The sequence below is a fragment of the Amycolatopsis sp. NBC_01480 genome, assembly GCF_036227205.1.
In the GTDB taxonomy this organism is placed as follows: domain Bacteria; phylum Actinomycetota; class Actinomycetes; order Mycobacteriales; family Pseudonocardiaceae; genus Amycolatopsis.
On sequence record NZ_CP109442.1, the window covers coordinates 2,995,871 to 3,021,915 of the forward strand.

Below are 26,045 nucleotides of genomic sequence, written 5' to 3' on the forward strand. Positions count from 1 at the left end.
TATGACGTCCACAGTCGAGAAACAACCTCAGACCCAAGGGGGAGCGCCCGGAGCACCGGGGGCTCTGGGGCTGAGCCACCGCCAGATCATCACGATCCTGAGCGGCCTGATGTGCGGCATGTTCCTTGCCTCGCTCGACCAGACGATCGTGGGTACCTCGATCGTCAAGATCGCCAACGACCTGCACGGCTTCGAGCTGCAGGCGTGGGCGACCACCGCGTACCTGATCACCTCGACCATCGTCACGCCGATCTACGGCAAGCTGTCCGACATCTACGGGCGCAAGCCGTTCTACCTGGCCGCGATCACGATCTTCGTCGCCGGCTCGCTGGCTTCGTCGTTCTCGACGTCGATGTACGAGCTGGCCGCGTTCCGCGCGGTGCAGGGCCTCGGCGCCGGCGGCCTGATGTCGCTGGCCATGACGATCATCGGTGACGTGGTGCCGCCGCGGGAACGCGCGCGGTACCAGGGTTACATCCTCGCCGTCTTCGGTCTGTCCACTGTGCTCGGACCGGTGCTCGGCGGCTTCTTCGCCGGCTTCAACACCCTCGCCGGGATCGCCGGCTGGCGCTGGGTCTTCCTGATCAACGTGCCGATCGGCATCGTCGCGCTGTTCGTGGTCGCCAAGGTGCTGAACGTGCCGCACACGCCACAGAAGCACAAGATCGACTGGTGGGGCGCGCTCAGCCTGATCATCGCCGTGGTGCCGTTCCTGATCGTGGCCGAACAGGGCCAGAAGTGGGGCTGGGGCGACACGAAGGCGATCCTCTGCTACGCCATCGGCGCCGTCGGCATCATCGCGTTCATCCTGGTCGAACGGATGATGAAGGACGCCGCGCTGATCCCGCTGCGGCTGTTCAAGAACTCGACGTTCACCGTGGCGATCATCGGCGGCATCATCGTCGGTGTCGCGATGTTCGGCGCGATCACCATGATCCCGCAGTACATGCAGGTGGTTCAGGGCTACACGCCGACCCAGTCCGGTCTGCTGATGCTGCCGCTGATGGGCGGCCTGATGATCAGCTCGATCGTGTCCGGCCGGATCACCTCGAAGACCGGTCGGTACAAGATCTTCCCGATCGTCGGCACCCTGCTGATCGCGATCGGCGCGCTGTTCTTCGCGCAGGTCAAGTACGACTCGCCGGTGTGGCACCCGCTGGTCGCCGCGGCCATCATCGGCCTGGGCCTCGGCCAGTGCATGCAGACGCTGGTGATCGCGGTGCAGAACGCCGGGCCGCGCAGCGACATGGGCGCGTCCACCGCTTCGGCGACGTTCTTCCGCCAGATCGGTGGCACAGCGGGTGTCGCGGTGTTCCTGACGATCCTGTTCAACGTGCTGCCGGGCAACATCACCAAGGCGTTCGGCGGCAACCCGCCGGCCGGCGCCGGCGCGAAGCTGGCCGACATCCAGAGCAACACCAGCATCATCGAGACGCTGCCGCCGGCGCTCAAGACGCCGATCCTGATCGGCTTCACCGAGTCGATCACCACGGTGTTCTACGTCGCCGGCGGGGTGGCGCTGCTGGCCACGATCGTCCTGCTGTTCCTCAAGGAGATCCCGCTGGCCGGCATGTCCGCGGCCTCGACCATCGAGGGTGGCGAAGCGCTGCTGGATGCGGAAGAGGCGCCGACCGAGGTCATCGAGCCGGCCAGCAAGCCGGGTTCCCTGTTCGAAGAAGCCCCGCGTGAGCCGGTTCTGGTCGGCGCGGGCGGAAGGCACTCGTTGAACGGAAACGGCCACGGCGACCCGGAGGCGATCTCCGGCGCCATGCCGATGCCGATCACCAACTCGGCCGCGGGCGCGGGCCTCGACCGCCCGACCGGCAACGGCGGGGTGCCGGTGACCGGGCACGTGCGGCGGCAGGACGGCAGCCACGTCAGCGGCGCCGCGCTCACCCTGATCGACCAGCAGGGCCGTCAGGTGGCGCGGGCGACCGGCAACGGCGACGGCAGCTACTCCGTGCCGACGCAGGGCCCCGGCACGTACGTGCTGATCGTGGCGGCCCCCGGGCACCAGCCCCAGGCCTCCAGCGTGGTGGTCGGCGGCGGCCCGGCGAAGCTGGACGTGACGCTCACCGGCTCCGGCGAGCTGACCGGCGTGGTGCGCTCGGTCGGAATGGGCAACCCGCTGGTCAACGCCACGGTGACGCTCACCGACTCGCGCGGCGAGGTCAACGGCGCGTTCATCACCGCCGACGACGGCGTCTACACCTTCAACGGGGTCGGCGCCGGGCAGTACACGCTGGTCGCGAGCGGCGCGCACTACCGCCCGGTCGCGGTCACGCTGACTGTGCCGGACAGCGGCGTGCTGCGGCACGACGTCGAGCTGGCCGGTGCCGTGCTGCTGCAGGGCACCGCGCGCACCGAGGGCGAGCGGATCGTGCCGGACGCGCGGATCACAGTGCTGGACGAGAACGGCAACGTCGCGGCCGTGGCCCGCACGGACGGCGAGGGCCGCTACGTGGTGAGCGACCTGCCGACCGGCTCCTACACGGTGGTGGCGAGCGGATACCCGCCGGCCACCAGCACGGTGTCGCTGAGCGACGGCGAGGCCGAGCACGACGTCCGCCTGAGCTACGACCAGGCGTTCGACGAGCTGGTCGAGCGGTCATGAGCGGGGGCCTGCGCGCCCAGCTCCGCGCGAACGGGGGCTGGCCCGTCGAGAACGCCGTGCTGACGGTGACGGATCTCAACGGCCGCCAGGTGGCGCGGCAGGTCACGGACGCGAAGGGGGCGGTGGCGACCGAGCCGCTGCCCCCGGGCGTCTACACCGCCGTGATCACCGCGCCGGGCTACAACCCGATGGCGCGCACGGTGCAGGTCGGCTCGGACGGCGCCGGGTTGCTGGGCGACATCTCCCTCGCGCCGGTCGCGGAGGCCGTGGCCCTGCCGCCGGCGGGCCCGTGGATGATCGACCCGGTGCACTCGTCGGTGGTCGCGACCGCGCGGCACATGGGCATCGCCAGCATCAAGGTGCGGTTCCCGGACGTCGTCGGGCGGATCGAGATCGGCCGCCCGGTCGAGCGGTCCACGGTGCAGGCCGAGATCAAGGCCGCCAGCATCGAATCGGGGATCAAGATGCGCGACGACCACCTGCGCTCGGCGGAGTTCCTGGACGTCGACGCGCACCCGGTGATCGGCTTCCGGAGCACCGGCCTGTCCCAGCGCGGCACGGACACCTGGGTCCTCACCGGCGACCTGACGTTGCACGGCGAGCACCGACCCGTCGAGCTGGACCTGCGCTACAACGGCCACGGCCCCGACCCCTGGGGCGGCGTCCGCGCCTCCTTCCACGCCGAAACCCAGCTGCACCGCAACGATTTCTCGATCAACTACAGCGCGATGGTCCGCGCCGGCGTCGCCGTGATCGGCACGACGGTCAAGGTGGAACTCGATATCGAAGCTGTGCAGGGAGAGTCGCTGCCGCAGTTCTGAGGCCGCACCGGCGCCGAGATCACTTCGGCACCGGGATTTACGGCTGGGACTTACGGCGCTGCGGCTGCCGGCATTTTCGGCCGGTTGCCAGCAAAAAGCCGCCCGTGACGGGAACTGTCACGGGCGGCTTTTTCGTTGGATTGAAAGGGGGTTCTCCGACGGTGTCGCGAGGGGGACTTTCGCGCCCTCGCCGCCTGGCGGGGGCAGACGGCCTTCGCTACCGACAGTAGGATTTGCGCACAACGGACGGTGGCACGGACGAGGGTGTTCATCGAGAACCGTTGACGCGAAAGGAACTTGTGACCGGGAGCTGGCGCGAAAGGACCGTTGGCGACCGGGCCCTGGTGCGAGAGGACCGTTCGCGACCGAGCCCTGGGCACGAAAGGGCTCTTCGCGGCTGGGCGCCGAGTGTGAGAGGACCGTTCGCGACCAGGAGCCAGGTGCGAGAGGCCCACTCAAGACCAAGCCCAGGCAAGACAAACACCGTTCACAAACCCCAGCAACAGCGAAAAACCAACCAAGAACCCAACCCCCAACGCGGAGAACCAGCCGTGAACGACCCGTTCACAGCAGGAATACCCAAAGTGACCGAAAGGCAGGATCCGATGGTTCGGCTTTGCCCCGCTTCGCGGCCACGTAGGCTCTACGCGTGAAGGTCGTAAGCATCGAGGCCGCGGGCGTGGGCGTGAGCTGGCTGGACACAGCCGGGCCGTTCCTCGTCTGGGTGATCGTGCTGGGCTTCGTGTTCGCGGAGTGCGCGTTGATCGTCGGGTTGTTCCTGCCCGGCGATTCGCTGCTGTTCGCGGCGGGGGTGGTGCTCGCGCAGCACGGGTCGGACGCCAATGCCTGGCTGCTGTCGGCGGCGGCGCTCGTCGTGGCGGTGCTGGGGAACCAGGTCGGTTACTACATCGGGCGCAGTACCGGCACGCGGCTGATCGCGCGCCGCGGCGGGAAGGTGTTGAACCGGCAGAACCTCGACCGGGCGCAGGCGTTCCTGGACCGCAAGGGGTTCTTCGCGATCGTCGCCGCGCGGTGGATCCCGTGGATCCGGACGCTGGCGCCGCTGGTCGCCGGGGCCGCGCGGATGGACCCGCGCCGCTTCCTGCTCGCCACCGCCACCGGCGGGCTGCTCTGGGTGCCGACGCTCGTGCTGCTCGGCTACTACGGCGCCGGCCTGCTCGACGCGCTGCCGTGGCTCAAGACGGCCGCGCTGTGGGCGAGCGTCGCGTTCTTCGTGCTCGGCACCGGATACGGCGTGTACCGCTACCGCCAGGAGATGCGCCGCCCGGTCGACGAGCCGGACGACACCAACGCACCCGCCTGAACCACCACGCAAAAGACTCGTGAGTGGCTATGACGGTTAGAACTGCAACAGACGGTTAGAACCGTCCGCAACACTCACGAGACCTAGATCTCCGGTTCCGACCAGATCTCGAGCTGGATCCCGTCCGGATCGCGGAACACCACCACCGACGAGCCCTCGAACGTCCGAGAAGCGGTCGAGGGCAGGTAGGACACGCCGAACTCGGCGAGCCGCGCCTCCCAGTCGACCAGTTCGGCCTTGGACGACACCGAGAACGCGACGTGGTCGAGCCCGGTGCGGCGCTCGTCGAACTCGCGGCGCTCGGTGTCCGGGTGCTGCACGAGGACCACGGAGAAGCCGTCGCCCGCCGATCTCAGCACCACCTTGTGGATCCCCGTGTCCGGATCCTCGCGGCGGTGGCTTTCCTCGAGGTCGAGCACACGCGCGTACCAGGGGACGCTTCGGTCCACATCGGTCACGGTGAGCGCCAGGTGGTGCACAGACGTGAGCTTGGGCATGACTAGAACGGCCGTCCTTTCCGACCCCCCATTTACGCACCTCGATGCGCTTTGCAGTGCGGTTTCACCCGCCGCCGGGCGTCACCCACCCCGTGAACCGCCGGCTCCGCCAGGGTAAGACAGCCGCCACGCGACGATGGGGGGATTCACCGACTTCCGCCACGAATCGTGATCTCCTCGTCGCCGGGCGTCCCACAAGCCGGGATGACGCCGGGCCGAGACCTGGCCGTCACGAGAAGGTGCTTCAGCGTCCTCCGCCGACTTCGAGCACCGCGCCCGCGGTGAACGAGGCCGCCGGCGACAGCAGCCACAGCACCGCTTCGGCGATCTCGTCCGGCTCGCCCGGGCGGCCCATCGGGATGCCGGGAGCCAGGCGTTGCAGCCGGTCCGGCATCCCCGCGGCCGCGTGCAGGCCGGTGGCGACCAGGCCCGGCGCGACGGCGTTCACGCGCACCCCCTCGGCGGCGACCTCCTGCGCCAGGCCGAAGGTGAGCGTGTCGACCGCCGCCTTCGACGCCGCGTAGTGCACCCACTCGCCGGCCGAGCCGGTGCGCGCCGCGGTCGAGGAGATGTTCACGATGGCGCCGCCGGGTCCGCCGTACTTCGTCGACAGCCGCCGCACGGCCTCGCGGCAGCACAGGAACACCCCGCCGACGTTGACCTCCAGCACCCGCCGCACGGTGGCCGCGGACTGCTCGTCCAGCCGTCCCGGCGTGTTGCCCGTGATCGCGGCGTTGTTGACCACCCCGGCCAGCGAGCCCACCTCACCGGCGACGCCGAACAGCTTGCGGACCTGCCGCTCGTCGGCCACGTCCGCACGCACGCACAACGCCTTCTGGCCCAGCTCGCGCACGCGGTGCACCACGCGCTCGGCCGGCTCGGAGTCGCCGGAGTAGTTGACCACCACGTCGTACCCGCGCCGGGCGGCCAGCTCGCAGACGGACGCGCCGACGCCCCGGCTCCCGCCGGTGACGACCAGGACGCTCACAGGGCGAAGTTCACCAGTGGGAGGTTCTCCAGCACGAGGTCGGCGCGGTCGCGGGTGCTCGAGATGAGGTCGGCGTTGCGCTGGTCGGAGCCGAGCGCGCGCTGCCGGGCCTCGACCAGTGACCGGCCGTAACGGCGGTGGCGCGAAACCAGCCGCTCGATCCGCTCGGGCTCGTCCGGCGCCAGGTACCAGGCCTCGGTGAGGTGCTGGCGGACGCCGCTCCACGGGTCGTCCGGCAGCAGCAGGTAGTTGCCCTCCGTGATGACCAGCTGGACCTCGGGCGCGACCGGGACCGCGCCCGCGATCGGCTCCTCGATCTCCCGGCGGAACTCCGGCGCGTAGACCGTCTCGTTGCCGTCCGCGAGCCGGCGGATCAGGTGGACGTACCCGGCCGCGTCGAACGTGTCGGGCGCGCCCTTGCGGTCGGTGCGGCCGAGCCGCCGCAGCTCCACCTGCGCGAGGTGGAAGCCGTCCATGCCGACGACGGCGGCCCGCGAGCCGAGCGCGTTGGCGATCGCCCAGGCCAGCGTGGTCTTGCCGGACGCCGGCGCGCCGATGATGCCCAGCACGGAACGCTGCCGCGGCTTGGCGAGCCCCTCGGCCCGTGTCAGGAGGTCCTCGAACGCCGTCATCGCACTCCCTTTCCCAGCTCCCTGATCGCGGCCGTCCACGACCTCGGCCCCACGTGGCGGACGCGCTCGGCGGCCACCTCGTTCGCGTGCCGGACCCAGCCGGCCACGTCGTTTCCCAGGCCTGCCACCGCGAAGGCGAGCGCGCCGTGCCAGACGTCGCCTGCCCCCAGTGTGTCCCGCGCGGCGACCGCGGGGACAGCCACCGCACCCGAGTCTTCCCCAGCACTCCAGCGCACCGGATCCGGGCCCGCCGTCGTGATCACCACAGGCACCCCGCGCTCGGCCAGGCTCGGCCCCCGAGCGCGGAAGTGCGCGGAGCACGCGGCGACGTCGACCAACGGGAGCAGCTCGTCCAGCACCGGTTTCCAGCTGCCCGCGTCCAGGACCACCGGCACGCCCCGCTCCTTCGCGGCGCGCGCGGTCTTCAGCGCCAACGCGGGGTGGTGGCCGTCGACGAGCACGGCGCCGACGCCGTCGAGATCAGGCTCGGGGGCGGGGAAATCGGCCTGCGCGGCGGCATTGCGCGAGACGACCGTTCGCTCCCCGTCGTGGTCACGGACGGCGACCGCGCTCACGGCCGGCGGCGTCGCCAGACCGGGCGCGAGGTCGACAACACGGACCCCGCACGTGGCGAGGTCCGCGCGGGCGAGTGCGGCCAGCGGGTGCGCGCCGAGCACCGTCACGAGGGTCGCCTCGGCGCCGAGCGCGGCCACGGTCACCGCGGCGTTCGTCGCGGGCCCACCGGCCGCGACGTCCACCCCGAGTGACTGCACCTTCTCGCCCGGCGCCGGGAAATCGGCGACCCGCTGGACGACGTCGACGGTGCACAGGCCCGCCAGCAGCACTCTCACCTCAGGTCAGCCCGGCGTGCGTGGTGGCCGCGACCTCGGCCACCTCACCGTTCTCGTCGAGCCGAAGCGCGCCGGTCAGCAGGCCGACGACCTGGTTCATGGTGTGCGTCTTCGGGGAGACCAGCGCGACCCGCTTGCCGAGCCGGTGCACGTGGATCCGGTCCGCGATGTCGAACACGTGCGGCATGTTGTGGCTGATCAGCACCACGGGCAGGCCGCGGTCGCGGATGCGCCCGATCAGCTCCAGCACCTTCGCCGACTCCGCGACGCCCAGCGCGGCCGTCGGCTCGTCCATGATCACGGCCTTGGTGCCGAACGCCGCCGCGCGCGCGACCGCGACACCCTGGCGCTGCCCGCCGGAAAGCGTCTCCACGGCCTGCGTGATCGACTTGACCTGGATGCCCAGCTCGTCCAGGATCCGCTGCGCCTCGGTGCGCATCTCGGCGGTGTCGAGCTTGCGCGCCAGCAGGCCGAACGGCCCGGCGCGGCGCTTTTCCCGGCCCAGGAACATGTTCGACGCGATGTCCAGCGCCGGCGCCACGGCCAGGTCCTGGTACACCGTCTCGATCCCGTAGTGCCGGGCGTCCAGCGGGGTCTTGAAGTGGACGGTCTTGCCGTCCACCTTGATCTCGCCGGCGTCCGGGACCAGCGCCCCGGACAGCGCCTTGATCAGGCTGGACTTGCCGGCGCCGTTGTCGCCGACCACGGCGAGCACCTCGCCCGGGTACAGGTCGAAGTCGGCGCCGTCGATCGCGGTCACCCGGCCGTAGCGCTTCACCAGGCCGCGGGCCGACAGCGTGGTTTCCTTGACAGTCTCGGAAGTCATGACTGCTGCTGCCTCCGTGCGATCCGGTCCACGACCACCGCGACGATCAGCAGCGCGCCGGTCGCGAGGTCCTGGTAGTTGCCGTCCACGCCCATCTGCGTCAGCCCCGAGCGCAGCACCGCCACGACCAGCGCGCCGAACAGGGTGCCGAGCACCGAGCCGCGGCCGCCGAACAGGCTGGTGCCGCCCAGCACCACGGCGGTGATGGAGTCGAGGTTGCCGAGCTGGAACTGGTTCGGGTCGGCGTTCGGCGTGCGGCCGAGCGCCTGCCACGCGGCGATGCCGAAGCACACGCCCGCGACGACGTACACGGAGATCACCGTGCGGTTGACCTTGATCCCGGACAGCCGCGCGGACTCCGGCGCGTTGCCCACGGCGTAGACGTGCTTGCCCCACGCGGTTTTCGTGAGCGCGTACCAGACGATCAGGAACATGATCAGCGCGAGCGTCATGCCGTAGGTGATCGGGATGCCGCCGAAGAGGTAGCGCTTGGTGCCGAGCCATTGCAGCAGCCCGTCGGTCACCGGCACGGCCTGGCCGCCCGCGATCAGCTTCGCCACGGCGGTCAGCCCGGTGAACGTGCCGAGCGTGATGATGAAGGCGGGCAGCTTGATCCGCGTCGCCAGCGTGCCGATGAACAGGCCGACCACCACGGTCAGGATCACGCCCACGACCAGGGCGAAGAAGCCGTTCGAGCCCGCCGCGGCCAGTTTCGCCATCACCAGCGTGGCCACGACCATCGACGAGGCGTTGGACAGGTCGATGCCGGCGATCAGGATGATCAGCGTCTGGCCCAGCGCCAACGTGCCGACGACCAGCGACTGCTGGACCACTGTGGACAGATTGTCGAGGTCGAAGAACGTGTCCGTGGCAAGGGAAAACACCACGATGGCCACGATCAGCGCCAGCGCGGGGCCCACGGCCGGGGCCCGGAGGAGGAACTCGCCGAGCGACTCGCGCTCACGGTTCCCGTTCACCGTCGCGGTGGTCATTTCGTGCCTCCCCAGCAGTTCTGCAGGCCCCACGCGGTGTTCTGGCTCGGCACGCCGGGCATCGGCTTGTCGGTGATCACGGTGGACCCGGTGTTGACGAAGCCGCTCGGCTTCTTGCCGGTCTTGGCGTACTGGACCGCCGCGAGCACGCCCTGCTCGGCCATCTTCTTCGGGAACTGCATGACGGTGGCGCCGTACAGGCCGTCCTTGACGTTCTGGACGCCCTCGCAGCCGCCGTCGATCGAGCCCATCACGACCTGCCCGGTCAGCCCGCGGGCCTTGAGCGCCGCGTACGCGCCGCGGCCCATCGGCTCGTTCATCGAGTAGACCGCGTTGATGTCCGTGGTGCGCTGCAACAGGTTCTCCATGCCCTGCTGCGCCAGGCTCTGGTCGCCGTTGGCCGCGGTGTGGCCCTTGATCTCCGGCGACGAGTCGGTGAGCCCGATGCCCTTCAGGAACCCGCCGTGGCGCTCGGTGTCGACGGAGCTGCCCGCGGTGCCGTCGACCATCAGCAGCTTCGGGTCGGTGCCGGCGAGCGCGGCCTTCACGTACGCGCCCTGCTGCTGGCCGGCCGCGAAGTTGTCGGTCGCGAAGGTGGCGTCGACGGCGTCGGCCGGCTCGGTCGCGGTGTCGAGGGCGATCACCAGGATCCCGGCGTCCCGCGCGTCCTTGATCGCCTTGAGCACGCCGGTGGACGAGCTCGGGGTGATCAGGATGGTGTTGACGCCCTGCTGGGTGAGGTTCTCGATCGCGCGGACCTGGCCGTCGTTGTCGCCGTCGAACTGGCCGGCGAGCGCGCTGAAGTCGGCGCCGTTGGCCTTCGCGGCGGCGCTGGCCGAGTTGCGCAGCTCCACGAAGTACGGGTTGGTGTCGGTCTTGGTGACCAGGCCGATCTTGGCTTTTCCGCTGCCCGCCGTGGTGGTGCTGCCACCCCAGTGGCGCTCGACGGTGCACCCGGCCGTGCCGACCGCGACCGCGGCCGCCAGGGCTAGTGCGGTGAGACTGCGCTGTCTCATGGAGATGCCCTCCGAAGGTGCGAGGTTGCCGATGGTCGGCAAGATAGACAGACTCAAGGCCTGGCGCAAGCGTTTGCGCAAACGCTTGCGAGTGAACTTGGTGAAGGACTGACATGCCACAACCCCGCTCCTCCCGGCCGACCCAGCGAGACATCGCGGAGCTGGCCGGGGTGTCCATCACGACGGTCTCCCACGTCGTCAACGGCACCCGCGCCGTCGCGGAGGACACCAAGGCCGCGGTGCTCCGGGCCATCGAGACCACCGGCTACACCGGCGACGCGATCGCGCGATCCCTGGTCACGGGCGGCACGCGGTCGATCGGGATGGCGATCTCGCTGGTCGCGAACCCGTACTTCGCGGCGTTGATGCAGGCGATCGAACGGGAGGCGTCGGCGAACGGGTACACCGTCATCCTCGCCGACACCCACGACACCGCGGCCACCGAGCGTGACGTGGTCCGGGCGCTTCGCTCCCGTCGCGTCGACGGGCTGCTGATCACGCCGGCGCCCGGCGACGGCTCGGTGATCGGCGAGCTGGTCTCGCTCGACGTGCCCACGGTGCTGATCGACCGGCTCGCCACCCGCGGCGACGTCGACCAGGTCGGCGCCGAGAACATCCAGGCGACGTCGGCGCTCACGGCCCATCTGGCGTCGCTCGGGCACCGGCGGATCGGCATGATCAGCGGCGTTCCCGGGCTGACCACTTCGGAGGAGCGGGTGCTCGGCTACCGGCTGGGGCTGGGCCGCTCCGGGCTGACCTGGTCGCCGGACCTGGTGGCGTGCGGGCATTCCGCGCGTGAGGGCGGGGCGCTGGCGCTGAGCACCCTGCTCGCGCTGCCCGAGCCGCCGACCGCGCTGGTGGTGGCCAACGACAGCATGATGGTCGGCGTTCTGCACGAGGCCCGGCGGCGCGGGCTGCGGATCGGCCGCGACCTGCCGGTGGTGGTCTACGACGAGGTCGAGTGGGCCGATCTGGTCGACCCGCCGCTGACCACGATGGCGCAGCCGATCGAGGACATCGGGCGCCAGGCCGTGCGGCTGCTGCTGGCCCGGCTGGCCGACCCGGCGCGGGCCGCGGAAACCGTCCGGCTGCCGCCGACGCTGCGGCATCGGAGGTCGTGCGGCTGCCCGGAAGTGGCCTAGCCGTTCACTCGGACTGGTGAACCTGAGCAAGTCGGCCGTTCTGACGTCCCGGCGGGGCCCGGCCAGAGGTTACCGTTGGGTAGGTAACTACTACGAGAGCACGGGAAATGACCGCTCTGGCGCCGGAGATGCCCCTCTGGACCCCACCGGTGACGCGCCGGTTCGGGGTGGCCATGGGTATGCACGCGAGCCCGTACTCGGGTGAGCTGCTGCGGGCCATGCGGGCGGCCGCCGCGCGGACGGGCTGCGACCTCGTGCTCGCCGACACCCGCGACGTCGTCAGCGAAGAGGCCGCGGTGGTGCGCGCGCTCGGGGCCGATCGCCTCGACGGCGTCCTGCTGGTCCCGGCGCCGGGCGACGACGCGGTGATCAACGGGCTGGTGCGCACGGGCGTGCCCACGGTGCTGGTCGACCGGATCGCCGGCCGCAACGACGTCGACCAGGTCGGCTCGGAGAACATCCAGGCCGTTTCGGCGCTGGTGCAGCACCTGGCCGGACGGCGGCACCGCCGCATCGCGATGATCACCGGCGAAGAGGGCGCGACGGTCAGCGAGGAGCGCGCGCTCGGCTACCGGCTCGGCATCGGCCGCGCGGGCCTGCGGTTCAACTCCGAACTGGTGGCCTGCGGCATGTCCTCACCCGGCGGCGCGGCCCGCGCGGCCGCCCGCCTCCTCGACGGCTGGCCCTCCCCGTCCGCGATCGTGGTCGGCGGCGAGTCGATGCTCATCGGCGTCCAGTGGGAGGCCCACCGCCGCGGCATCCGCATCGGGTCCGAGCTGGCGGTCGTCGGTTACGGAGACATGGAGTGGGCCCGCACGGTCTCACCCGCCGTGACCACGATGGCGCAGCCGATCGCGGAGATCGGGCGGAAGGCTGTGGAGCTGCTGCTTTCCCGGGTGACTGACGGGAGCCGCCGGCCTGAGGCGGTACGGCTCGCGCCGCGCTTCCTGCACGGCGCTTCTTGCGGCTGCTGAACAGCTCGTGAGTCTTCAGGACGGTTCTAACCGTCATGAACACTCACGAGTCCTTCAGGCCAGCGTGGCGGCGGCCTCCAGGAGCATCCACGCTCCAGTTTGGACAGACAGGTCACGCTCTGGCGCGTCCGCGGCCAGCGGCAGTGACGGCGCCGGCCTAGACCATTCCGCGCTGAACAGCGGGCCACCCAACGCATCCGTCGCCCCGGACCAGCAAGCCTCAGCCGAGGTCAACACCAGCTCGCGGGCCGTGGACGCCTCCGGGTCGGGCAGCTTGGACGCCGCGAGGGCCAGGTAACGGGCCAAAATGGCAGCGAAAAGGCCACCATCCCCACCGTTCTGGCCGCGCAGGACGCCACCTGGCGCCAGGTGCTCGGCGACGGCTCGGATGGTGCGCGCGGCGTCCTCCGGCTCGGACTGTTCCAGGCAGGCACCCAGGTAAACGCCCTGGCAGTAGGTGAAAATGTGCTTGGCCAGCTCGCCGGTGTCGGCGTTGATGCCGTCCCAGACCAGGCCGCTGGCCGGGTCGACCAGGGTGTCGCTGAGCCAGTCCGTCATCTCGCGGGCGCGGGCGGCGTCGCCCTGGCGGGCGTGGAAGATGGCGGCCGGGCCGTTCGCCGGCGCGTTCTTGAAACGGTCCCCGCGACGCCACCAGATGCCGCCACCGGCCTCGGCCGTCCAGCCTTCGTGGAGCTGGGCGTCGATCGCAGTCAGAGCCGTGTCCACATCAGACAGTCCCAGCGCGCGGACCCGTTGCAGGGCAAGGCCCAGCCACGCGATGTCGTCGTAGTACTCGTTGGTCCAGCGGCCGAAATTGCGAGAGCGCACCGACGTGACGAACCGGCCGATCAGCTCCTCCCGCTCGATCGACGGTGTACGCAGCTGGGCGTCGACCAGGGTGTCCAGCAGGTGCGCCTGCCACCAGTAGTTCCAGTGCCAGTGCAGCCGCTGCCCGAGGCTCGGCGGCCACCCGCTGCGGCCCAGCACGGTCCCCGGCCGGCCCCAGACCCGGCGCAGGTGCCGGGTGCACACGGCCCGCTCGGCGGCGGCCGCACGATCAGCCCAGTCAACGGTCATCCCACGATGATGCCCCGTCCCCCGGCCGCGCGCACTCGGTCCTTTGTGGAACTCACCAGGCCTGGGACAGGTCCGCGTGCTGGCGCACCCACGCGTGCATCACGATGCCCGCCGCGACGCCCGCGTTGATCGAGCGCGTGGTGCCGAACTGGGCGATCGACACCACCAGCGCGGCGGCCGACTGGGCCTCCGCCGAAAGCCCGGGGCCCTCCTGACCGAAGAGCAGCAGGCACTCGCGCGGCAGCTCGGCCGTCTCGACCGGCTGCGAGCCCGGAGTGTTGTCCACGGCCACCAGCGCGAGCCCCGACTCCGCGCAGAACGCGAGCAGCCCGCTCACGTCCTCGTGGTGACGCAGGTGCTGGTAGCGGTCCGTGACCATCGCGCCGCGGCGGTTCCAGCGGCGGCGGCCGACGATGTGCACCTCCGCGGCGGCGAAGGCGTTCGCGGTGCGGACCACGGTGCCGATGTTGTGGTCGTGCTGGAAGTTCTCGATCGCCACGTGGAACGGGTGCCGCCGGGAGTCCACATCGGACACGATGGCCTCACGGCGCCAGTAGCGGTAGGCGTCGACGACGTTGCGGCGGTCGCCGTTCGCCAGCAGCTCGGGGTCGTAGCGCGGATCGTCCGGCCAGGGGCCCGGCCACGGTCCGACACCGACCTCTTCGCGGCCCACCCACTCGGTGGGGCCGATCTCGTGGGATTCCGTCGTCATCGACGACGATTCTCGCTCAGCCCAGGCGGACGCGGTGCGCCGCGGTGTCCTCGTGGCGGTGGCGCCAGCGGTGGTAGGCCCCGACGTAGGAGAAGACCAGCAGGCCCAGCGCCACAACGACGACCACCGGCAGCAGCGAACGCGGGATCACCGTGTCGTAGAGGTAGTACGCGTTGAAGCCGCCCGGCAGATCGCCGAGGCCCTCCTGGTGGCGGAAGAAGTTCTCCGCCGCAGTGAGCGGGCACGGCACTGGCGTCACGTTGACCAGCACGCCCCAGACCGCGAAGAACACGTGCACGAAAACGACCTTGGGCCAGCGCCAGGCGAGGAATCCGCCGAGCCCGATGAACAACAGGGCCAGGATGTGCACCGCGACCGTGAGGTCGGCGAGGAAATGAGCCACCGATTCGTTCACCGTCGCGCCCCCCTTCCCGAACCCCCTACCAGCGACGATACTCCGCTGAAGTCGTTCAGGCGCAGGAAAAACGGCCGCTCGCTGTGATGTTCAACCCACAGGAGCAACCTGTTCACCCGGGCGGTAACGGAGGCGTCACTCCGGGTGGGACGCCTCCGCCTCGACGCTACGCCGCTACTGGACCCGATCCCCGCCGGAAGCGGGCTCGTCGTCGGTGCTCGGGATGTACACGTCGCCGACGTTGATGTTCACCTCGACGACCTCCAGCCCGGTCATCCGCTCGATCGAGCCGACGACGTTGCGCCGCACGGCCCGCGCCAGCTCGGCGATCGGCACGCCGTACTCGACGACGATCTCCAGGTCCACCGCCGCCTGCTTGGCGCCGACCTCGACGCTCACGCCCTGGCCGGCACTGGCGGACGCGCCCGGGATGCGGTCGCGCAACGCGCCGAACGCCCGCGCGGCCCCGCCGCCGAGCGCGTGCACGCCGGACACCTCACGCGTCGCGAGGCCGGCGATCTTCTGCACCACGGTGTCGGCGATCGTGGTGGTGCCCTGCTCGGTGACGAGCGGGCTGGTGTCCGTCCTGGTGGCCACCTCGGCCGGCCGCACCACCGGCTGCTGCTGCTTTCCGGCGGTGCCACCGGCCGGCTTCAGGGTCTTCTCGACGGTCGTCATCAGGTTCCTCCCTCGATTGCCTGGCTCACACAACGGTTTCTTGCCCCGTACGCCCTATCGACACACCTGCCCGGCCATCCTCACGACCCGATCGTGTGACTTCAGAAGGCCGCGCCGTCGATGTCCGTGATGACCAGGCGCAGCTTCGCCGAGCCCCACTCAGTGCCGGCCAGCACCGCGCCCACCGCTTCGGAGGCCGCTTCCAGCAACGGCGGGAGCGGCAGCCGCGTCGCGATCAGGCGGATCTGCACCGTTTCCGGATCGAGGTCGACGGCCACGCCGGACCAGTCGCCGGGCACCCAGGAGAGCTCCGGCGCGATCGGCGTCGCCGGCCGCAGCCCGTCCACCTTTTCCAGCGCGGCGACGACCCGATCGGTCGTCTCGCGGGCGGTCGTGGTCGTCACCGGCCCTCCGGCTCGCTCGTCCGGACGGGTTCGATGTCCAGCACGGACACGACGACCTCGGCCACGGCCAGCCCGGTCTGCTCGGCGACCACGCGCGTCACCGAGCGCTGCACCGCGCGGCCGACGGCGGCGGCCTGGTCGACGCCGGAGGTCACCAGGTCGACCTGCACGGTCAGCCGCCCGTCCGCGGTGCGCACGCGGACGCCGTCGGCCGGCGCCGGGTCGAGCCCCTTCCAGCGCTGGCGCGCCGCCCGCGTCCACGCCGTGACCAGCCCGACCAGGCCCGGTTCGAGCCGCACCACGCCCGGGGTGGCGAGGGCGGCCCGCGCCGCGACACTGGCCACCACCGGGTCGGCGATCACGTACTCGGCTGTCATTCCCCGTCCTCGTACACGTCTTCCACCAGCAGGTCCAGCTTCGCGAGCGAGAGTCCCACTCGCGCCGCCGCCGCGGCCACGACGCGCTCGCGCACCCTGGCCAACGTCTCGCCGCCGTCCGCGGTCCCGAGCCGCACGACGAGGGTCAGCTCGACCTCGACGATGCTCGCGCCGTCCGCGTCGACGCCCGCCTTCCGCACCCGGCACCGCCGGGCCCGCACCCCGCCGGCCGAGTCCGCGGCGTACCGCAGGATCACGGCGACGGCTTGCTCGCTCACCTCGACCCCGCCGGGCTCCGGCGTCGGCAGGCTCAGCATCTGCCCGCGCCGCACCTCCGCGCGGACCGCGGACATGATGCGCCCCACCAGGTCCGGCGGCGCCGGCTCCGGTTCGTCGACCAGCTCCTGGGTCGCCTCGCGCAGGGCCAGCAGGCTCTCCCGCGCGGTGCGGCAATGGGGGCAGGTCAGTTCGTGCTCGTCCGCGTGCCCGGACCCGACCTCGTCGAGCCGGTCCCAGACCGTGTCCAGGTCCCGGCCGCACGGGAGTTCGTAACTCTGGTTCACCGCCACGGCTTCATCACCTCCGCCAGCTGCGCGCGGGCCCGCGCGATGCGGCCACGCACCGCGGTCCCGTTGGCGCCGACGACCTCGCCGATCTCGTCGTAGGAGCGACCGTGGACCTCACGCAGCAGCCAGCACGCGCGTTGTTGCGGGGTGAGCTGCTGCAGGGCCGCGTTCAGCGCGGCCAGCTGGCCGCTGACCTGCGCCGCGTGCTCCGGCTGGGTGTCCGTCCGCGGGGACTCGGCCAGGTCGAGGTCGACGTCGGCCTGCGGGCGGCGGGCCCGGATCACGTTGAGACAGCGGTTCGTCGTGCTCCGGTAGAGCCAGCCGACGAACGCGTTGTCGTCACTGAGCTGCTCCAGCTTGCGCCACGCGCCCAGGAACACCTCCTGCACGACGTCCTCGGCGTCGCCGCGATGGTTGAGCATCTTCACGGCGAGCCGGAACATCGGTCCCTGGTAGCGCAGCACCAGCTGTTCGTACGCCCGGACGTCGCCGTCGCGAGCGCGGCCCACGAGGGTCACGTCGTCGAGCGGCGTTCCGGGCTCCGCGCTGGCTGTGGTCACGGCACCTCCTGCAAGGAGGACACGGCGAGGCGGGTGAACGTCACGCACGCATTGTCGGTGATGGTGGTCACGGCGGCGAATCCGTGACGAATCCGTGGCAGCCCGTGTCCATCGGTCAGCGCGTCCGACCACGGGCGCCACGGGAAACGGGAGGTGCCCGATGTCCTTGGGCGACAAGATCACGGACCTCGGCGGCAAGGCCAAGGAGACCGCCGGCCAGGCGACCGGCGATGACAAGCTGCAGGCCGAGGGCCAGGCCGACCAGGCGAAGGCCGGGCTGTCCGAGGCCGTGGACAAGGTCAAGGACGCTGCCGGCGACGCCGTCGACAAGGCGAAAGACCTGTTCAAGAAGTGAGCGGGCGGCGGTCCTGCGCCCATCGGGGGTGCGCAGGACCGCCGGCTCTTTTCAGGCCAAGTCAGCTCAGGCCGAGGTCGTCCTTGCCGAGGATGTAGCGGTACTCGAGGCCTTCCTTCTCGATGGCCTCGCGGGCGCCGGTGTCCCGGTCGACCACGGTGGCGACGCCGGCGACGATCGCCCCGGCCTCGCGCAGCGCCTCGACCGCGGTGAGCACGCTGCCGCCGGTGGTGGAGGTGTCCTCGACGGCCAGCACGCGCTGGCCGCGGACCTCCACGCCCTCGATCCGGCGCTGCATGCCGTGCTCCTTGACGGCCTTGCGCACCACGAACGCGTCGAGCACCATGCCGTCCGCCGCGGCGGAGTGCAGCATGGCCAGCGCGACCGGGTCGGCGCCGAGCGTCAGGCCGCCGGCGGCGACGTAGTCCCAGTCCGCGGTGAGCTGCCGCAGGAGCTTGCCGATCAAGGGGCCGGCCGCGTGCTGCAGGGTCGCGCGGCGGAGGTCGATGTAGTAATCGGCTTCCTTGCCGGACGAGAGCGTCACCTTGCCGTGCACCACGGCCAGTTCGGTGACCAGCCTGGCCAATTCGAGTTTCGCGGTCTGATCCAACCCGGGGTACGCCACGGCCCAGAGTCTTACACACGACGCGGCGGGCGGCGGCTCACTCCCCGACGGCGGCCGCGTCGATCGGGCGTGCTCGCGTGGCCGCCCAGGCCGGCACCAGCGAGGCGAACAGCGCGAGCACCACGGCGATCCCGACCACCGACAGGTAGATCGAAGCCGGGCCGCTCGGCAGCACGGAATCGCTGGCCACCAGGCAGAACGGCACGATCGCGCCGGCCGAGACGACGGTGCCGAGCAGCACCCCGATCGTCGCGACCAGACCGCCTTCGACGCCGGCCATCCGCAGCACCTGCGTGCGGGTGAAGCCGCCGATGCGCTGCAGGCCGAACTCGCGCCTCCGCCGCGCGGTGGCCATCACGAGCGTGTTCACCACCGAGATCACCGTGTAGGCGATGATCATCCCGACCATCAGGTAGTTCACCCACGCGCCGACCTGGTCGCCCTTCGCGTGCGCGGCGACGAGCGAATCGCGGTCGCCCACCGAGACCGGCAGCCCGGCGGTCGCGGCCTTCAGGCTTGTGGTGAGCGCGGCCGCGTCGACCCCCGGCGCGGCGCGCACCAGCAGCTGCGGCGACAGCCCGGCGGTGGTGTGCGCGGCGAGCAGCGCGGCCGGGAACACCAGGCTCTCGAACCCGGTGCGCTGGCTGACGAGCGCGACCACACGCACGTCCGTCTGGGTTCCGTCGCCGAGCCGCAGCGTGATCCGGTCGCCGACGGTCCGGTGCAGGCCCGCGGCGACGGTGTCCGGCAGCGCGACGGTGGTGCCGGTGAGCGCGTCGAGACTGCCCGCGGTGACCTTGACCGACAACGTCTGCGCGGCCGCCCCGCCGGTGACGCCGATCGCGGCGCTGCCGTTCTCGTCCTGGCTGTCGTCGAACGGCTCGGTGACGAACACGATGCTGGTCACGTACTCCGAAGCACCGCCGGCACCCGGCGTCTGCTGGATCCGGCGCGTCAGCTCGGGCGTCACGCCGGCGGGCGCGGCGACCACGGCGTCGGCGCGCAGGTCCTCGGTGAAAGCCTGCTGGGACACGGCTTGCTGCGTGGTCTGGAGGTAGATGTTCGCCGTGGCGATGCCGACGGCCAGCATGATCGGCGTGACCGCGCCCGAGACCCGCAGCGCGCCGGCCCGGGTGTTGATCAGCGCGGTCCGCCCGACCACGCCGGTCAGCGCCCGCATCGGCAGGTGCAGCAGCGCGGCCACGAGTTTGGTGACGCCGGGGGAGATCGCCGCGACGCCGATCGCCCACAGCATCACCGCGGGACCGGCGGTGCTCGCCGCGACCGGGCCGGTCATCACCGCCAGCGTGACGATGCCGAGCGCCGTCCCGCCGCCGAAGCACAGCACGGCGACGATCAGCCGGACCGGCGTCAGCCAGCGGCGCGGCACCGTCGATTCGGCCAGCGCCTCGGTCGGGCGGACGCGGCCGGCCCGGCGGCCCGCGACAAACGCCGCGATCAGCACGGCGAGCAGGGTCGCCCCCGCCGCCACGACCTTCGGGAGCCAGCCGAGGTGGAACTCGACGGCTTCGGCGACCGCCCCGGCGCCGGTCAGCCGGTCGAACAGCCACTTCCCGAGCAACGGGCCGAGTCCGGCGGCGGCCGCGGCGGCGAGCAGGCCGACCACCAGGGCCTCGCCCAGCACCATCCGGCGCAGCTGGCGTGGAGTGGTGCCGATGGCGCGTAACAGGGCCAGTTCCCGTTGACGCTGCTGGGTGGAGAGCAGCAGGGTGCTCGCCACCACGAAGATCGCGACCATTGTGGACAGTCCACCGGTGACGGCGGAGAGCACCACCAGATTGTCGCCGCTCGACACGGCCTCGGGGAACTCGGCGTGGCCACGGTCGTCGCCGGTGAGCACCACCGCGTCGCCGATGCCGGTGATCCGGCCCGCGACGGTGGCGGGGTCCCGGTCGGTGAAAACGCCGAAGTCGTCGACCTGGCCGGGGTGCCCGGCGAGGCGGTCGGCGTCGGCGGCCGCGAAGAAGACCGCGGGCTGCGTGACGGCGTGCGGGGCGGCAGCGATCCCGGCGACACGGTATTCGGCCGAGGCACCGTGAGCCGCGAAGGCGAACGAACTGCCTGGCGTCAGGCCTTTTTCGCGAGCCAGACCGGCATCAACGACCACCTCACCCGCGGCGGGCGCGTGCCCGGCAGTGAGGGCGTACGGCGTCAGCACGGCGGAATCCCAGGCGTGGCCCAGCGCGCTCGCGCCGGGCAGCACCACGGGGAAGTTCAGCTCACCAACCACAGTGGACACACCTGGCGTGGCGCGCAGCCGGTCCGCGAGGGCGGTGTCGACGCGAGCCCGCTCGGGCAGCGTCGCGTTCTTCATCTTGTCTTTGCCGTCGTCGGCCGGATTGTCCTTGTACACCTGGATTTCCTGCGGACCGCTGACGACGATCGGCGCGGCCGCGAGCCGCTGCGGCGGGGCGTCGGCGCGGATGCCCGTCTCCATCAGGCCGCCGCACGCCGAGATCATCAGCGCGCCGAAAAACGCGGCCACGAACGTCGCGACGAAGCCGCCCTTGCGCAGGCGGAGGGTGCGGAGTGCGAGGCGGAACATCAGGCACCGCCCACAGCGACCCGGCGCTGCGCGGCCCACGCGCCCAGGTGCGTCATCCGCTCGGCGACCGCCTCGGCGCTCGGCCGCTGCAGCTCGTCGGCCACCTGGCCGTCGGCGAGGAAAACGACGCGGTCGGCGTGCGCGGCGGCGACCGGGTCGTGCGTCACCATCACCACGGTCAGCCCGCTGGTGACGGACTGGCGCAGCAGGCCCAGCACGTCGGCCGCGGTGCGGGTGTCGAGCGCGCCGGTCGGCTCGTCGGCGAAGAGCACGGCGGGGCGCGTCACCAGCGCCCGCGCGATGGCGACGCGCTGCTGCTGCCCGCCGGAGAGCTGGCCGGGCAGGTGCTTGCGGCGGTCGGCGAGCCCGACGTGCGCGAGCATGTCCGCCACCAGCCGCTTGTCCACCCGCTTGCGTGCGAGTTGCAGCGGCAGCACCACATTCTGCTGCACGGTGAGCGCGGGCAGGAGGTTGAACGCCTGGAAGACGAAGCCGACGCGGTCGCGCCGCAGCTTGGTCAGCTCGGTTTCGGACAGCTTCGCCAGGTCCTGGCCGTCGAGCCAGACCGAGCCCGACGTCGGCCGGTCGAGGCCCGCGGCGCAGTGCAGGAAGGTGCTCTTGCCGGAGCCGGACGGGCCCATCACGGCCGTGAAACCGCCGCGGGGAAACGTCAGGCTCACCCCGCCCAGCGCCACGACGGACTCCGCGCCCCGCCCGTACTCCTTGCGGACCGCGTCGAGCCGGACCGCTTCGTTCCACCCAGTCGTCATGGGGAAAACGCTAGGCAGAACCGCGGGCGCGCACCCTGGTGCCAGCTTGCCGGGACGGGGTGGGGACAGCCCTACCTCAGGTGCGGCCGCGGTTGCCGAAGCTGCCGCTGATCCGGCGCAGCACCCCGCGCGGCAGCAGCCCGCCGACGGCGACCACCGCCTTGTACTGAAGGCTCGGCACGGAGATGACCTTGCCGCGGCGCAGGTCCGCGAGCGCCTCGTCCACCACCTGCTCGACGCCGAGCCAGAACGCCTTCGGCCCCTCCTTCTCCAGGCCCGCGCGCTGGTGGAACTCGGTCGAGGTGAAGCCGGGGCAGAGCGCCATCATCCGCAGCCCCGGCGGCAGCGACGTCGCGATGCCCTCGGTGAACGACGTGACCCAGTTCTTGCTCGCGGTGTAGGTGGAGCCGCGGCCGGAGAAGAAGCCGGCGACGCTGGAGACGTTGATGACGTCGCCGCGGCCGCGCTCGACCATGCCGGGCAGCACGGCGCGGGTGAGGCGGAGCACGGCGGTGACGTTCACGTCGAGCTGGCGCTGCAGCGCGTCGGGCGGGATCTCCCAGAACTGCCCGCTCAGGCCGAAGCCGGCGTTGTTCACCAGCAGATCGACCGGGCGGGTCGCGAGCAGCTCCTCGACCACGGCGCGTCCGTCTACTTCGGACAAATCGGCGGCGGTGGTCTCGACGGCGACGCCGTGGCGCTCGGCCAGCTCGGCGCCGAACGCGGCCAGGCGGGCCTCGTCACGGGCGACCAGCACCAGGTCGTACTTCTCGGCGGCGAGCCGGCGCGCGAACTGCGCGCCGATGCCGGCGGTGGCTCCGGTGATCACGGCGGTCGTCATGCCGCCGAAGGTACCCCGCAGCGGGGAGAGGATGTGCATTTGCGCTGGCCCGGCCGTATGGTCCGGCCCATGGGCAAGCACACCCAGCGGAAGCCCGGCTACCTGCCCAAGGTGGCCGCCAGTGCGGCACCCTTCGCACTGCTGCTCGCCGCCCCCGCTTCCGCGCTCGCCGAGCCGACCCTGCCCATCGAGGGTTTGCCGCTGGGCCACCAGGAAACCGCGACTTTCGACCACGATCTGCACTCCACCGCCGACACCGCGCGCGGCTCGCTCGGGCTGACGCGCCACGACGTCGTGCCGGCCGGCGCGGGCGGCTTCTCCGCGCTCTCCGATTTCCGACACGCCCTGTCCGACACGCAGGAAATGACCGGCGGCGGTTCACTCACAGCGGTGAAGTCGGCCAGCGGCACGACGGCGGTCTCGCGGAGCCAGCGCCACGACGTCCGGCTCGGCTCGCCGGTCCGCCTGATGACCGGGAACGAGCAGCACTTCACGCGTTCCTGCTCGGGCACGCTCGCCCCGTCCAGCGGGGGCACCTGCCTGAACGGCGTCGGCGGATCGGCGGAGAACGGCGTCTGGCTGCCGTACGGCGTCGACGCGCTCAGCCAGGACTCGGCCCAGGCCGACGCCGGGCACATCCTGTCCTTCGACGCGGGCCGCTTCACCGGCGATCTCCGTGGCGGCGCCGGGATCCACCGGTCCGCCGCGCAGGCCGTGGACGCCGGCCAGCTGGGCTCGGTGGTGGTGAACTCGGAGCAGCACGGGCTGGGCCAGTTCACCGGCCGCCTCGACCACCCGCTGTCCGGCAACCTCGGCGCGAACCACATCGCCGGCGGCAACTTCGGCCCGGTCTCGGGCCTCGTCGCGACCACCCAGTCGGCCGACCCCGGTGGGGCGTCCAACGCGTTCCGGGGGTCGTTGTCCGTGGACGAAGTCGCTTCCACCGGCGGCTCGCTCACCACTTCCGCGGTGGGCGGGCGGTTGTCCTTTTCGCCGTCCGTCACCGGGGCAGCGCTGGGGCAGCCGCCGATGACGGTTTCGGCGCCACCGTTGGTGATCTAGGCGCTGGGTCAGGCCTCGTCGTCGGGGTGCCGCGGGGTGGGCGGGTTGACCGGCGGAGCCGGCTGGGGGCCGACCGAGCCGGAGGTGCTGGGGCCGCTCGACGGGGTCGCCGGGCGGGTGTCGATCCGAGTCGTCGCGCGGGTGTCGGCGGGTGACGGCGCCTGGGTGCCCGCCGGGGACGGGGCGTCGCGGGACTCGGACGGGAGCGGGGTGCCCGCGGCCGGGGTCCAGTGCCGGCCGGACGAGGCGTCCGGGTCGGCGGTCGCGCCCGGACCGGCACTCGTCGCGGTCGGGTCGTATGCGGCGCCCGGGTCGTAGGAGCCGGCGGGGGCGCCCGGGTCGTAGCCGCCGCTGCCCATCGGCTCGTAGTCCTCGTCGAACGGGTCGACGATGTCGGCGATCTCGCCGAGGTCGCGGAGCAGACGCTCGAGGCGGGACGGGCCCGAGTTGGGCGCGACGCTCGCCAGCACCCACTCGTTCTCCAGCCAGGCCACGCCGACGTCGCCGCCCAGCTGGTCGGCCGCGTCGACCAGCTCCTGCGTGATGACCTGGCGCGCGCCCTCGGCGTCGTCCGCGAAGGCGTAGCGCTGGCCGATCGGGCCGAGCATCTCGGGCATGTTCTCGCGCTGGAACGGCACGCTCGAGAGCCACATCTCGACCGGCACGCGGTGCCTCTTGTTGCAGCGCACAGCCACGACGACCGCGGGCACCTGGCCCTCGGACTCGATGTCGAAGATGAACACCGGCCGCCGGCCGTCGGAGGTGAAGGTGGAGCCCGCGACGACGTTCACCGCCGCGTCGGCGCCGAAGTAGCCGATCGCGCCGCCCGACCACTGCTGCGGCAGCCGATCGTCTTCCTCCACGAACTGCCAGCCGCGCAACTGGGCCCAGCGCATCCGCTCACGGTTGCGCGAGCCCTCCTTGGCCCGGTCGGCCGCGAGCAGCCCGAGCCCCGCCACCAGCGCGACGGCGGCGATGACGAACCAGATCCACGCCGAGATACCCACGTCGGCCAGGGTATCGCCCCCGGCCCGTCTCACCCCGGCGCCCGCACCGTGTCGGCGCGCCCCTTTCGAGGTTTCACCTCGGCGGACACATCGACAAATCGCTTAATTCACCAGGCTTTTCACCCGTTACGGCCCTCGTGCGCCGCCAGCAGGCGCTCCAGCGCCGCGAGGAAGTCGGCCTGACCGGCCTTCCCGATCGGCTTCAGCAGATGCCTGCGCACCGCCGCGGCATGCAGCGGGCGCGTCTGCGTGACCAGCGCCCGGCCGGCGTCAGTGATCCGCACTTCCACCCCATCGTCCACGGGACGGCGGGCGATCAAGCCGCGCTGCTCCATTCGCGTGAGGTGGTGCGAGAGCCGGCTGCGGTGCCAGCCCATCGACTCCGCGAGCTGGTTCTGGCGCAGCACCCCGCCACCATCCTCCGCGACCCGCGTCAGCACACCGAAGTCCGGATCGGACAGTGGCGCCGAGGCGCCGGCGGCGGTCTCCTCGACGATCCTCGCGCGGACCACCTCCGACGCGCGCTTCCACGCGTGCCAGAGCGCCATCTCGTCCTTGCTGAGCCGGTCCACACAGGTCACAGTACTTCGGTGTTGCCATGACAACACCCTCGGCCTAAGGTGTTGTCATGACAACGCAGCGGACCGCGCTCGTAACGGGCGCCAACAAGGGGATCGGCAAGGCCATCGCGGCCGGGCTCGTGAAAGAGGGCTTCACCGTGTACGTCGGCGCGCGCGACGTCGGGCGCGGACAGGCGACCGCGGCGGAGATCGGCGGGCGCTTCATGCAGCTGGACGTGACGACGCAGGAAGACGTGGACCGCGCCGTGCGCGAGATCGGCCACCTGGACGTGCTGGTCAACAACGCCGGTGTGAACACCGGCGACTATGGCCCGCCGTCCTCGGAAACCGCCGAGGCCATGCGCCGGGTCTACGAGACGAACGTCTTCGCGGTCGTGCGGGTGACCAACGCGTTCCTGCCGCTGCTGCGCGCGTCCAAGGCCGGCCGGATCGTGAATGTGACCAGCAAGCGCGGTTCGATCGGCGAGGAGGGCGCGTGGCCGGCCAGCCCTCCATGCCGTACTCCAGCTCAAAAACCGCGCTCAACGCGATCACCGCGCACTACGCGTGGGAGCTGGCCGGCACGGCGGTCAAGGTCAACGGCGCCGCGCCCGGCCACGTCGCCACCGACTTCAACGGGTTTCGCGGCCGGCGCACGCCCGAGGAAGGCGCCGAGGTCGCGATCCGGCTCGCCACCCTCGACGCCGACGGCCCCACGGGCCAGGTCTTCGAGGACGAAACCCGGCTCGCCTGGTGAACAGCCTGAAAGCTCGTGAGTGGCTATGACGGTTCT

28 protein-coding genes and 2 pseudogenes are annotated in these 26,045 nt (G+C 71.5%); 9 read left to right on the forward strand and 21 right to left on the reverse strand.

Annotated elements, in window-relative coordinates:
- Window position 1 precedes the first annotated feature (1 nt).
- From OG371_RS14235 to OG371_RS14245, 3 genes are all read left to right on the forward strand, one after another.
- Entirely contained in the window at window positions 2-2,614 is a 2,613-nt protein-coding gene (locus tag OG371_RS14235; protein ID WP_329069343.1) for an MFS transporter, read from the forward strand.
- Complete coding sequence (locus tag OG371_RS14240; RefSeq protein ID WP_329069345.1) at window positions 2,611-3,435, forward strand: YceI family protein; 825 nt, start codon at window positions 2,611-2,613, stop codon at window positions 3,433-3,435. Before OG371_RS14235 ends, OG371_RS14240 begins: the two co-directional genes overlap by 4 nt.
- A gap of 649 nt (window positions 3,436-4,084) precedes the next feature.
- Window positions 4,085-4,759 (forward strand): DedA family protein, encoded by a 675-nt coding sequence (locus OG371_RS14245; protein WP_329069347.1) that lies wholly within the window; start codon window positions 4,085-4,087, stop codon window positions 4,757-4,759.
- A gap of 83 nt (window positions 4,760-4,842) precedes the next feature.
- Here OG371_RS14245 and OG371_RS14250 read toward each other — a convergent pair whose 3' ends face one another.
- The 7 genes from OG371_RS14250 to OG371_RS14280 all read right to left on the reverse strand — a co-directional run bounded on the left by OG371_RS14250 (window position 4,843) and on the right by OG371_RS14280 (window position 10,561).
- Window positions 4,843-5,256 carry a VOC family protein gene (locus OG371_RS14250; protein WP_091625048.1) on the reverse strand — a complete coding sequence of 138 codons (414 nt, stop codon included), beginning with the start codon at window positions 5,254-5,256 and terminating at the stop codon, window positions 4,843-4,845.
- A 244-nt stretch (window positions 5,257-5,500) separates the two neighbouring features.
- Window positions 5,501-6,244: an SDR family oxidoreductase gene (locus tag OG371_RS14255; RefSeq protein WP_329069351.1), complete on the reverse strand. Its 744-nt coding sequence runs from the start codon at window positions 6,242-6,244 to the stop codon at window positions 5,501-5,503.
- Window positions 6,241-6,876, reverse strand: a complete 636-nt coding sequence (locus OG371_RS14260; RefSeq protein ID WP_329069353.1) for a nucleoside/nucleotide kinase family protein — start codon at window positions 6,874-6,876, stop codon at window positions 6,241-6,243. Before OG371_RS14260 ends, OG371_RS14255 begins: the two co-directional genes overlap by 4 nt.
- A complete protein-coding gene (locus OG371_RS14265) occupies window positions 6,873-7,721 on the reverse strand; it encodes a PfkB family carbohydrate kinase (protein ID WP_442876158.1) in 849 nt (282 codons plus the stop codon). Before OG371_RS14265 ends, OG371_RS14260 begins: the two co-directional genes overlap by 4 nt.
- Before the next feature lie 7 nt (window positions 7,722-7,728).
- Window positions 7,729-8,553 (reverse strand): ATP-binding cassette domain-containing protein, encoded by an 825-nt coding sequence (locus tag OG371_RS14270; protein ID WP_329069358.1) that lies wholly within the window; start codon window positions 8,551-8,553, stop codon window positions 7,729-7,731.
- Entirely contained in the window at window positions 8,550-9,545 is a 996-nt protein-coding gene (locus OG371_RS14275; RefSeq protein WP_329069360.1) for an ABC transporter permease, read from the reverse strand. Before OG371_RS14275 ends, OG371_RS14270 begins: the two co-directional genes overlap by 4 nt.
- Entirely contained in the window at window positions 9,542-10,561 is a 1,020-nt protein-coding gene (locus OG371_RS14280) for a substrate-binding domain-containing protein (RefSeq protein ID WP_329069362.1), read from the reverse strand. Before OG371_RS14280 ends, OG371_RS14275 begins: the two co-directional genes overlap by 4 nt.
- A 113-nt stretch (window positions 10,562-10,674) precedes the next feature.
- On the opposite strand from OG371_RS14280, the gene OG371_RS14285 reads away from it, so the two are divergent.
- Entirely contained in the window at window positions 10,675-11,703 is a 1,029-nt protein-coding gene (locus tag OG371_RS14285; RefSeq protein ID WP_329069364.1) for a LacI family DNA-binding transcriptional regulator, read from the forward strand.
- A gap of 107 nt (window positions 11,704-11,810) precedes the next feature.
- Window positions 11,811-12,677, forward strand: coding sequence for a LacI family DNA-binding transcriptional regulator (locus OG371_RS14290; RefSeq protein ID WP_329069366.1), 867 nt, complete (start codon window positions 11,811-11,813; stop codon window positions 12,675-12,677).
- Window positions 12,678-12,731: 54 nt separating this feature from the next.
- On the opposite strand, the gene OG371_RS14295 is transcribed toward OG371_RS14290, so the two are convergent.
- The 8 genes from OG371_RS14295 to OG371_RS14330 form a co-directional block, all read right to left on the reverse strand.
- Window positions 12,732-13,754, reverse strand: a complete 1,023-nt coding sequence (locus OG371_RS14295; protein ID WP_329069368.1) for a glycoside hydrolase family 76 protein — start codon at window positions 13,752-13,754, stop codon at window positions 12,732-12,734.
- Window positions 13,755-13,806: 52 nt separating this feature from the next.
- Window positions 13,807-14,466, reverse strand: a complete 660-nt coding sequence (locus OG371_RS14300) for a TrmH family RNA methyltransferase (protein ID WP_329069370.1) — start codon at window positions 14,464-14,466, stop codon at window positions 13,807-13,809.
- A 16-nt stretch (window positions 14,467-14,482) separates the two neighbouring features.
- The gene (locus tag OG371_RS14305) at window positions 14,483-14,869 is read right to left on the reverse strand and encodes a DUF2784 domain-containing protein (protein ID WP_329073055.1); all 387 of its coding nucleotides are present in this window, start codon (window positions 14,867-14,869) and stop codon (window positions 14,483-14,485) included.
- A 186-nt stretch (window positions 14,870-15,055) separates the two neighbouring features.
- Entirely contained in the window at window positions 15,056-15,559 is a 504-nt protein-coding gene (locus OG371_RS14310) for an Asp23/Gls24 family envelope stress response protein (RefSeq protein ID WP_329069372.1), read from the reverse strand.
- 101 nt (window positions 15,560-15,660) lie between these two features.
- Window positions 15,661-15,963, reverse strand: coding sequence for a hypothetical protein (locus OG371_RS14315; RefSeq protein WP_329069374.1), 303 nt, complete (start codon window positions 15,961-15,963; stop codon window positions 15,661-15,663).
- Window positions 15,960-16,340 carry an Asp23/Gls24 family envelope stress response protein gene (locus tag OG371_RS14320; protein ID WP_329069376.1) on the reverse strand — a complete coding sequence of 127 codons (381 nt, stop codon included), beginning with the start codon at window positions 16,338-16,340 and terminating at the stop codon, window positions 15,960-15,962. Before OG371_RS14320 ends, OG371_RS14315 begins: the two co-directional genes overlap by 4 nt.
- Window positions 16,337-16,909 (reverse strand): anti-sigma factor family protein, encoded by a 573-nt coding sequence (locus OG371_RS14325; RefSeq protein WP_329069378.1) that lies wholly within the window; start codon window positions 16,907-16,909, stop codon window positions 16,337-16,339. The genes OG371_RS14320 and OG371_RS14325 overlap by 4 nt, the downstream gene beginning before the upstream one ends.
- Window positions 16,900-17,466 carry an RNA polymerase sigma factor gene (locus OG371_RS14330; protein ID WP_329069380.1) on the reverse strand — a complete coding sequence of 189 codons (567 nt, stop codon included), beginning with the start codon at window positions 17,464-17,466 and terminating at the stop codon, window positions 16,900-16,902. Before OG371_RS14330 ends, OG371_RS14325 begins: the two co-directional genes overlap by 10 nt.
- Window positions 17,467-17,626: 160 nt before the next feature.
- Here OG371_RS14330 and OG371_RS14335 point away from each other — a divergent pair, with 160 nt between their 5' ends.
- Complete coding sequence (locus OG371_RS14335) at window positions 17,627-17,821, forward strand: CsbD family protein (RefSeq protein WP_091625007.1); 195 nt, start codon at window positions 17,627-17,629, stop codon at window positions 17,819-17,821.
- Between the two features lie 61 nt (window positions 17,822-17,882).
- Here OG371_RS14335 and pyrE read toward each other — a convergent pair whose 3' ends face one another.
- The 4 genes from pyrE to OG371_RS14355 all read right to left on the reverse strand — a co-directional run bounded on the left by pyrE (window position 17,883) and on the right by OG371_RS14355 (window position 22,623).
- Window positions 17,883-18,446, reverse strand: a complete 564-nt coding sequence (gene pyrE, locus OG371_RS14340; RefSeq protein WP_329069384.1) for an orotate phosphoribosyltransferase — start codon at window positions 18,444-18,446, stop codon at window positions 17,883-17,885.
- Between the two features lie 37 nt (window positions 18,447-18,483).
- The gene (locus OG371_RS14345; protein ID WP_329069386.1) at window positions 18,484-21,012 is read right to left on the reverse strand and encodes an FtsX-like permease family protein; all 2,529 of its coding nucleotides are present in this window, start codon (window positions 21,010-21,012) and stop codon (window positions 18,484-18,486) included.
- Complete coding sequence (locus OG371_RS14350; protein ID WP_329069388.1) at window positions 21,012-21,782, reverse strand: ABC transporter ATP-binding protein; 771 nt, start codon at window positions 21,780-21,782, stop codon at window positions 21,012-21,014. Before OG371_RS14350 ends, OG371_RS14345 begins: the two co-directional genes overlap by 1 nt.
- A 76-nt stretch (window positions 21,783-21,858) precedes the next feature.
- A complete protein-coding gene (locus OG371_RS14355; RefSeq protein ID WP_329069391.1) occupies window positions 21,859-22,623 on the reverse strand; it encodes an SDR family NAD(P)-dependent oxidoreductase in 765 nt (254 codons plus the stop codon).
- Window positions 22,624-22,692: 69 nt separating this feature from the next.
- Between OG371_RS14355 and OG371_RS14360 the strand changes: the two genes are divergently transcribed.
- A complete protein-coding gene (locus tag OG371_RS14360; RefSeq protein ID WP_329069393.1) occupies window positions 22,693-23,685 on the forward strand; it encodes a hypothetical protein in 993 nt (330 codons plus the stop codon).
- Between the two features lie 344 nt (window positions 23,686-24,029).
- On the opposite strand, the pseudogene OG371_RS14365 reads toward OG371_RS14360, so the two are convergent.
- Window positions 24,030-24,692: pseudogene (locus OG371_RS14365) on the reverse strand (hypothetical protein); the annotation flags it as partial.
- Window positions 24,693-24,811: 119 nt separating this feature from the next.
- Window positions 24,812-25,264, reverse strand: coding sequence for a MarR family winged helix-turn-helix transcriptional regulator (locus tag OG371_RS14370; protein WP_329069395.1), 453 nt, complete (start codon window positions 25,262-25,264; stop codon window positions 24,812-24,814).
- A gap of 56 nt (window positions 25,265-25,320) precedes the next feature.
- On the opposite strand from OG371_RS14370, the pseudogene OG371_RS14375 reads away from it, so the two are divergent.
- Window positions 25,321-25,683, forward strand: a pseudogene (locus tag OG371_RS14375) (SDR family NAD(P)-dependent oxidoreductase); the annotation flags it as partial.
- 65 nt (window positions 25,684-25,748) lie between these two features.
- The gene (locus OG371_RS14380; protein WP_329069397.1) at window positions 25,749-26,009 is read left to right on the forward strand and encodes an SDR family NAD(P)-dependent oxidoreductase; all 261 of its coding nucleotides are present in this window, start codon (window positions 25,749-25,751) and stop codon (window positions 26,007-26,009) included.
- The last annotated feature ends 36 nt before the right edge of the window (window positions 26,010-26,045 follow it).

What these genes read in the sequence shown, in the direction of transcription:
- OG371_RS14280 (WP_329069362.1), bottom strand. Translation starts at nt 10,561, where the DNA reads ATGAGACAGCGCAGTCTCACCGCACTAGCCCTGGCGGCCGCGGTCGCG.
- OG371_RS14290 (WP_329069366.1), top strand. Translation starts at nt 11,811, where the DNA reads ATGACCGCTCTGGCGCCGGAGATGCCCCTCTGGACCCCACCGGTGACG.
- OG371_RS14345 (WP_329069386.1), bottom strand. Translation starts at nt 21,012, where the DNA reads ATGTTCCGCCTCGCACTCCGCACCCTCCGCCTGCGCAAGGGCGGCTTC.
- OG371_RS14335 (WP_091625007.1), top strand. Translation starts at nt 17,627, where the DNA reads ATGTCCTTGGGCGACAAGATCACGGACCTCGGCGGCAAGGCCAAGGAG.
- OG371_RS14320 (WP_329069376.1), bottom strand. Translation starts at nt 16,340, where the DNA reads ATGACAGCCGAGTACGTGATCGCCGACCCGGTGGTGGCCAGTGTCGCG.
- OG371_RS14250 (WP_091625048.1), bottom strand. Translation starts at nt 5,256, where the DNA reads ATGCCCAAGCTCACGTCTGTGCACCACCTGGCGCTCACCGTGACCGAT.
- OG371_RS14285 (WP_329069364.1), top strand. Translation starts at nt 10,675, where the DNA reads ATGCCACAACCCCGCTCCTCCCGGCCGACCCAGCGAGACATCGCGGAG.
- OG371_RS14355 (WP_329069391.1), bottom strand. Translation starts at nt 22,623, where the DNA reads ATGACGACCGCCGTGATCACCGGAGCCACCGCCGGCATCGGCGCGCAG.
- OG371_RS14260 (WP_329069353.1), bottom strand. Translation starts at nt 6,876, where the DNA reads ATGACGGCGTTCGAGGACCTCCTGACACGGGCCGAGGGGCTCGCCAAG.
- OG371_RS14350 (WP_329069388.1), bottom strand. Translation starts at nt 21,782, where the DNA reads ATGACGACTGGGTGGAACGAAGCGGTCCGGCTCGACGCGGTCCGCAAG.
- OG371_RS14295 (WP_329069368.1), bottom strand. Translation starts at nt 13,754, where the DNA reads ATGACCGTTGACTGGGCTGATCGTGCGGCCGCCGCCGAGCGGGCCGTG.
- OG371_RS14360 (WP_329069393.1), top strand. Translation starts at nt 22,693, where the DNA reads ATGGGCAAGCACACCCAGCGGAAGCCCGGCTACCTGCCCAAGGTGGCC.
- OG371_RS14235 (WP_329069343.1), top strand. Translation starts at nt 2, where the DNA reads ATGACGTCCACAGTCGAGAAACAACCTCAGACCCAAGGGGGAGCGCCC.
- OG371_RS14275 (WP_329069360.1), bottom strand. Translation starts at nt 9,545, where the DNA reads ATGACCACCGCGACGGTGAACGGGAACCGTGAGCGCGAGTCGCTCGGC.
- OG371_RS14310 (WP_329069372.1), bottom strand. Translation starts at nt 15,559, where the DNA reads ATGACGACCGTCGAGAAGACCCTGAAGCCGGCCGGTGGCACCGCCGGA.
- OG371_RS14300 (WP_329069370.1), bottom strand. Translation starts at nt 14,466, where the DNA reads ATGACGACGGAATCCCACGAGATCGGCCCCACCGAGTGGGTGGGCCGC.
- OG371_RS14240 (WP_329069345.1), top strand. Translation starts at nt 2,611, where the DNA reads ATGAGCGGGGGCCTGCGCGCCCAGCTCCGCGCGAACGGGGGCTGGCCC.
- OG371_RS14270 (WP_329069358.1), bottom strand. Translation starts at nt 8,553, where the DNA reads ATGACTTCCGAGACTGTCAAGGAAACCACGCTGTCGGCCCGCGGCCTG.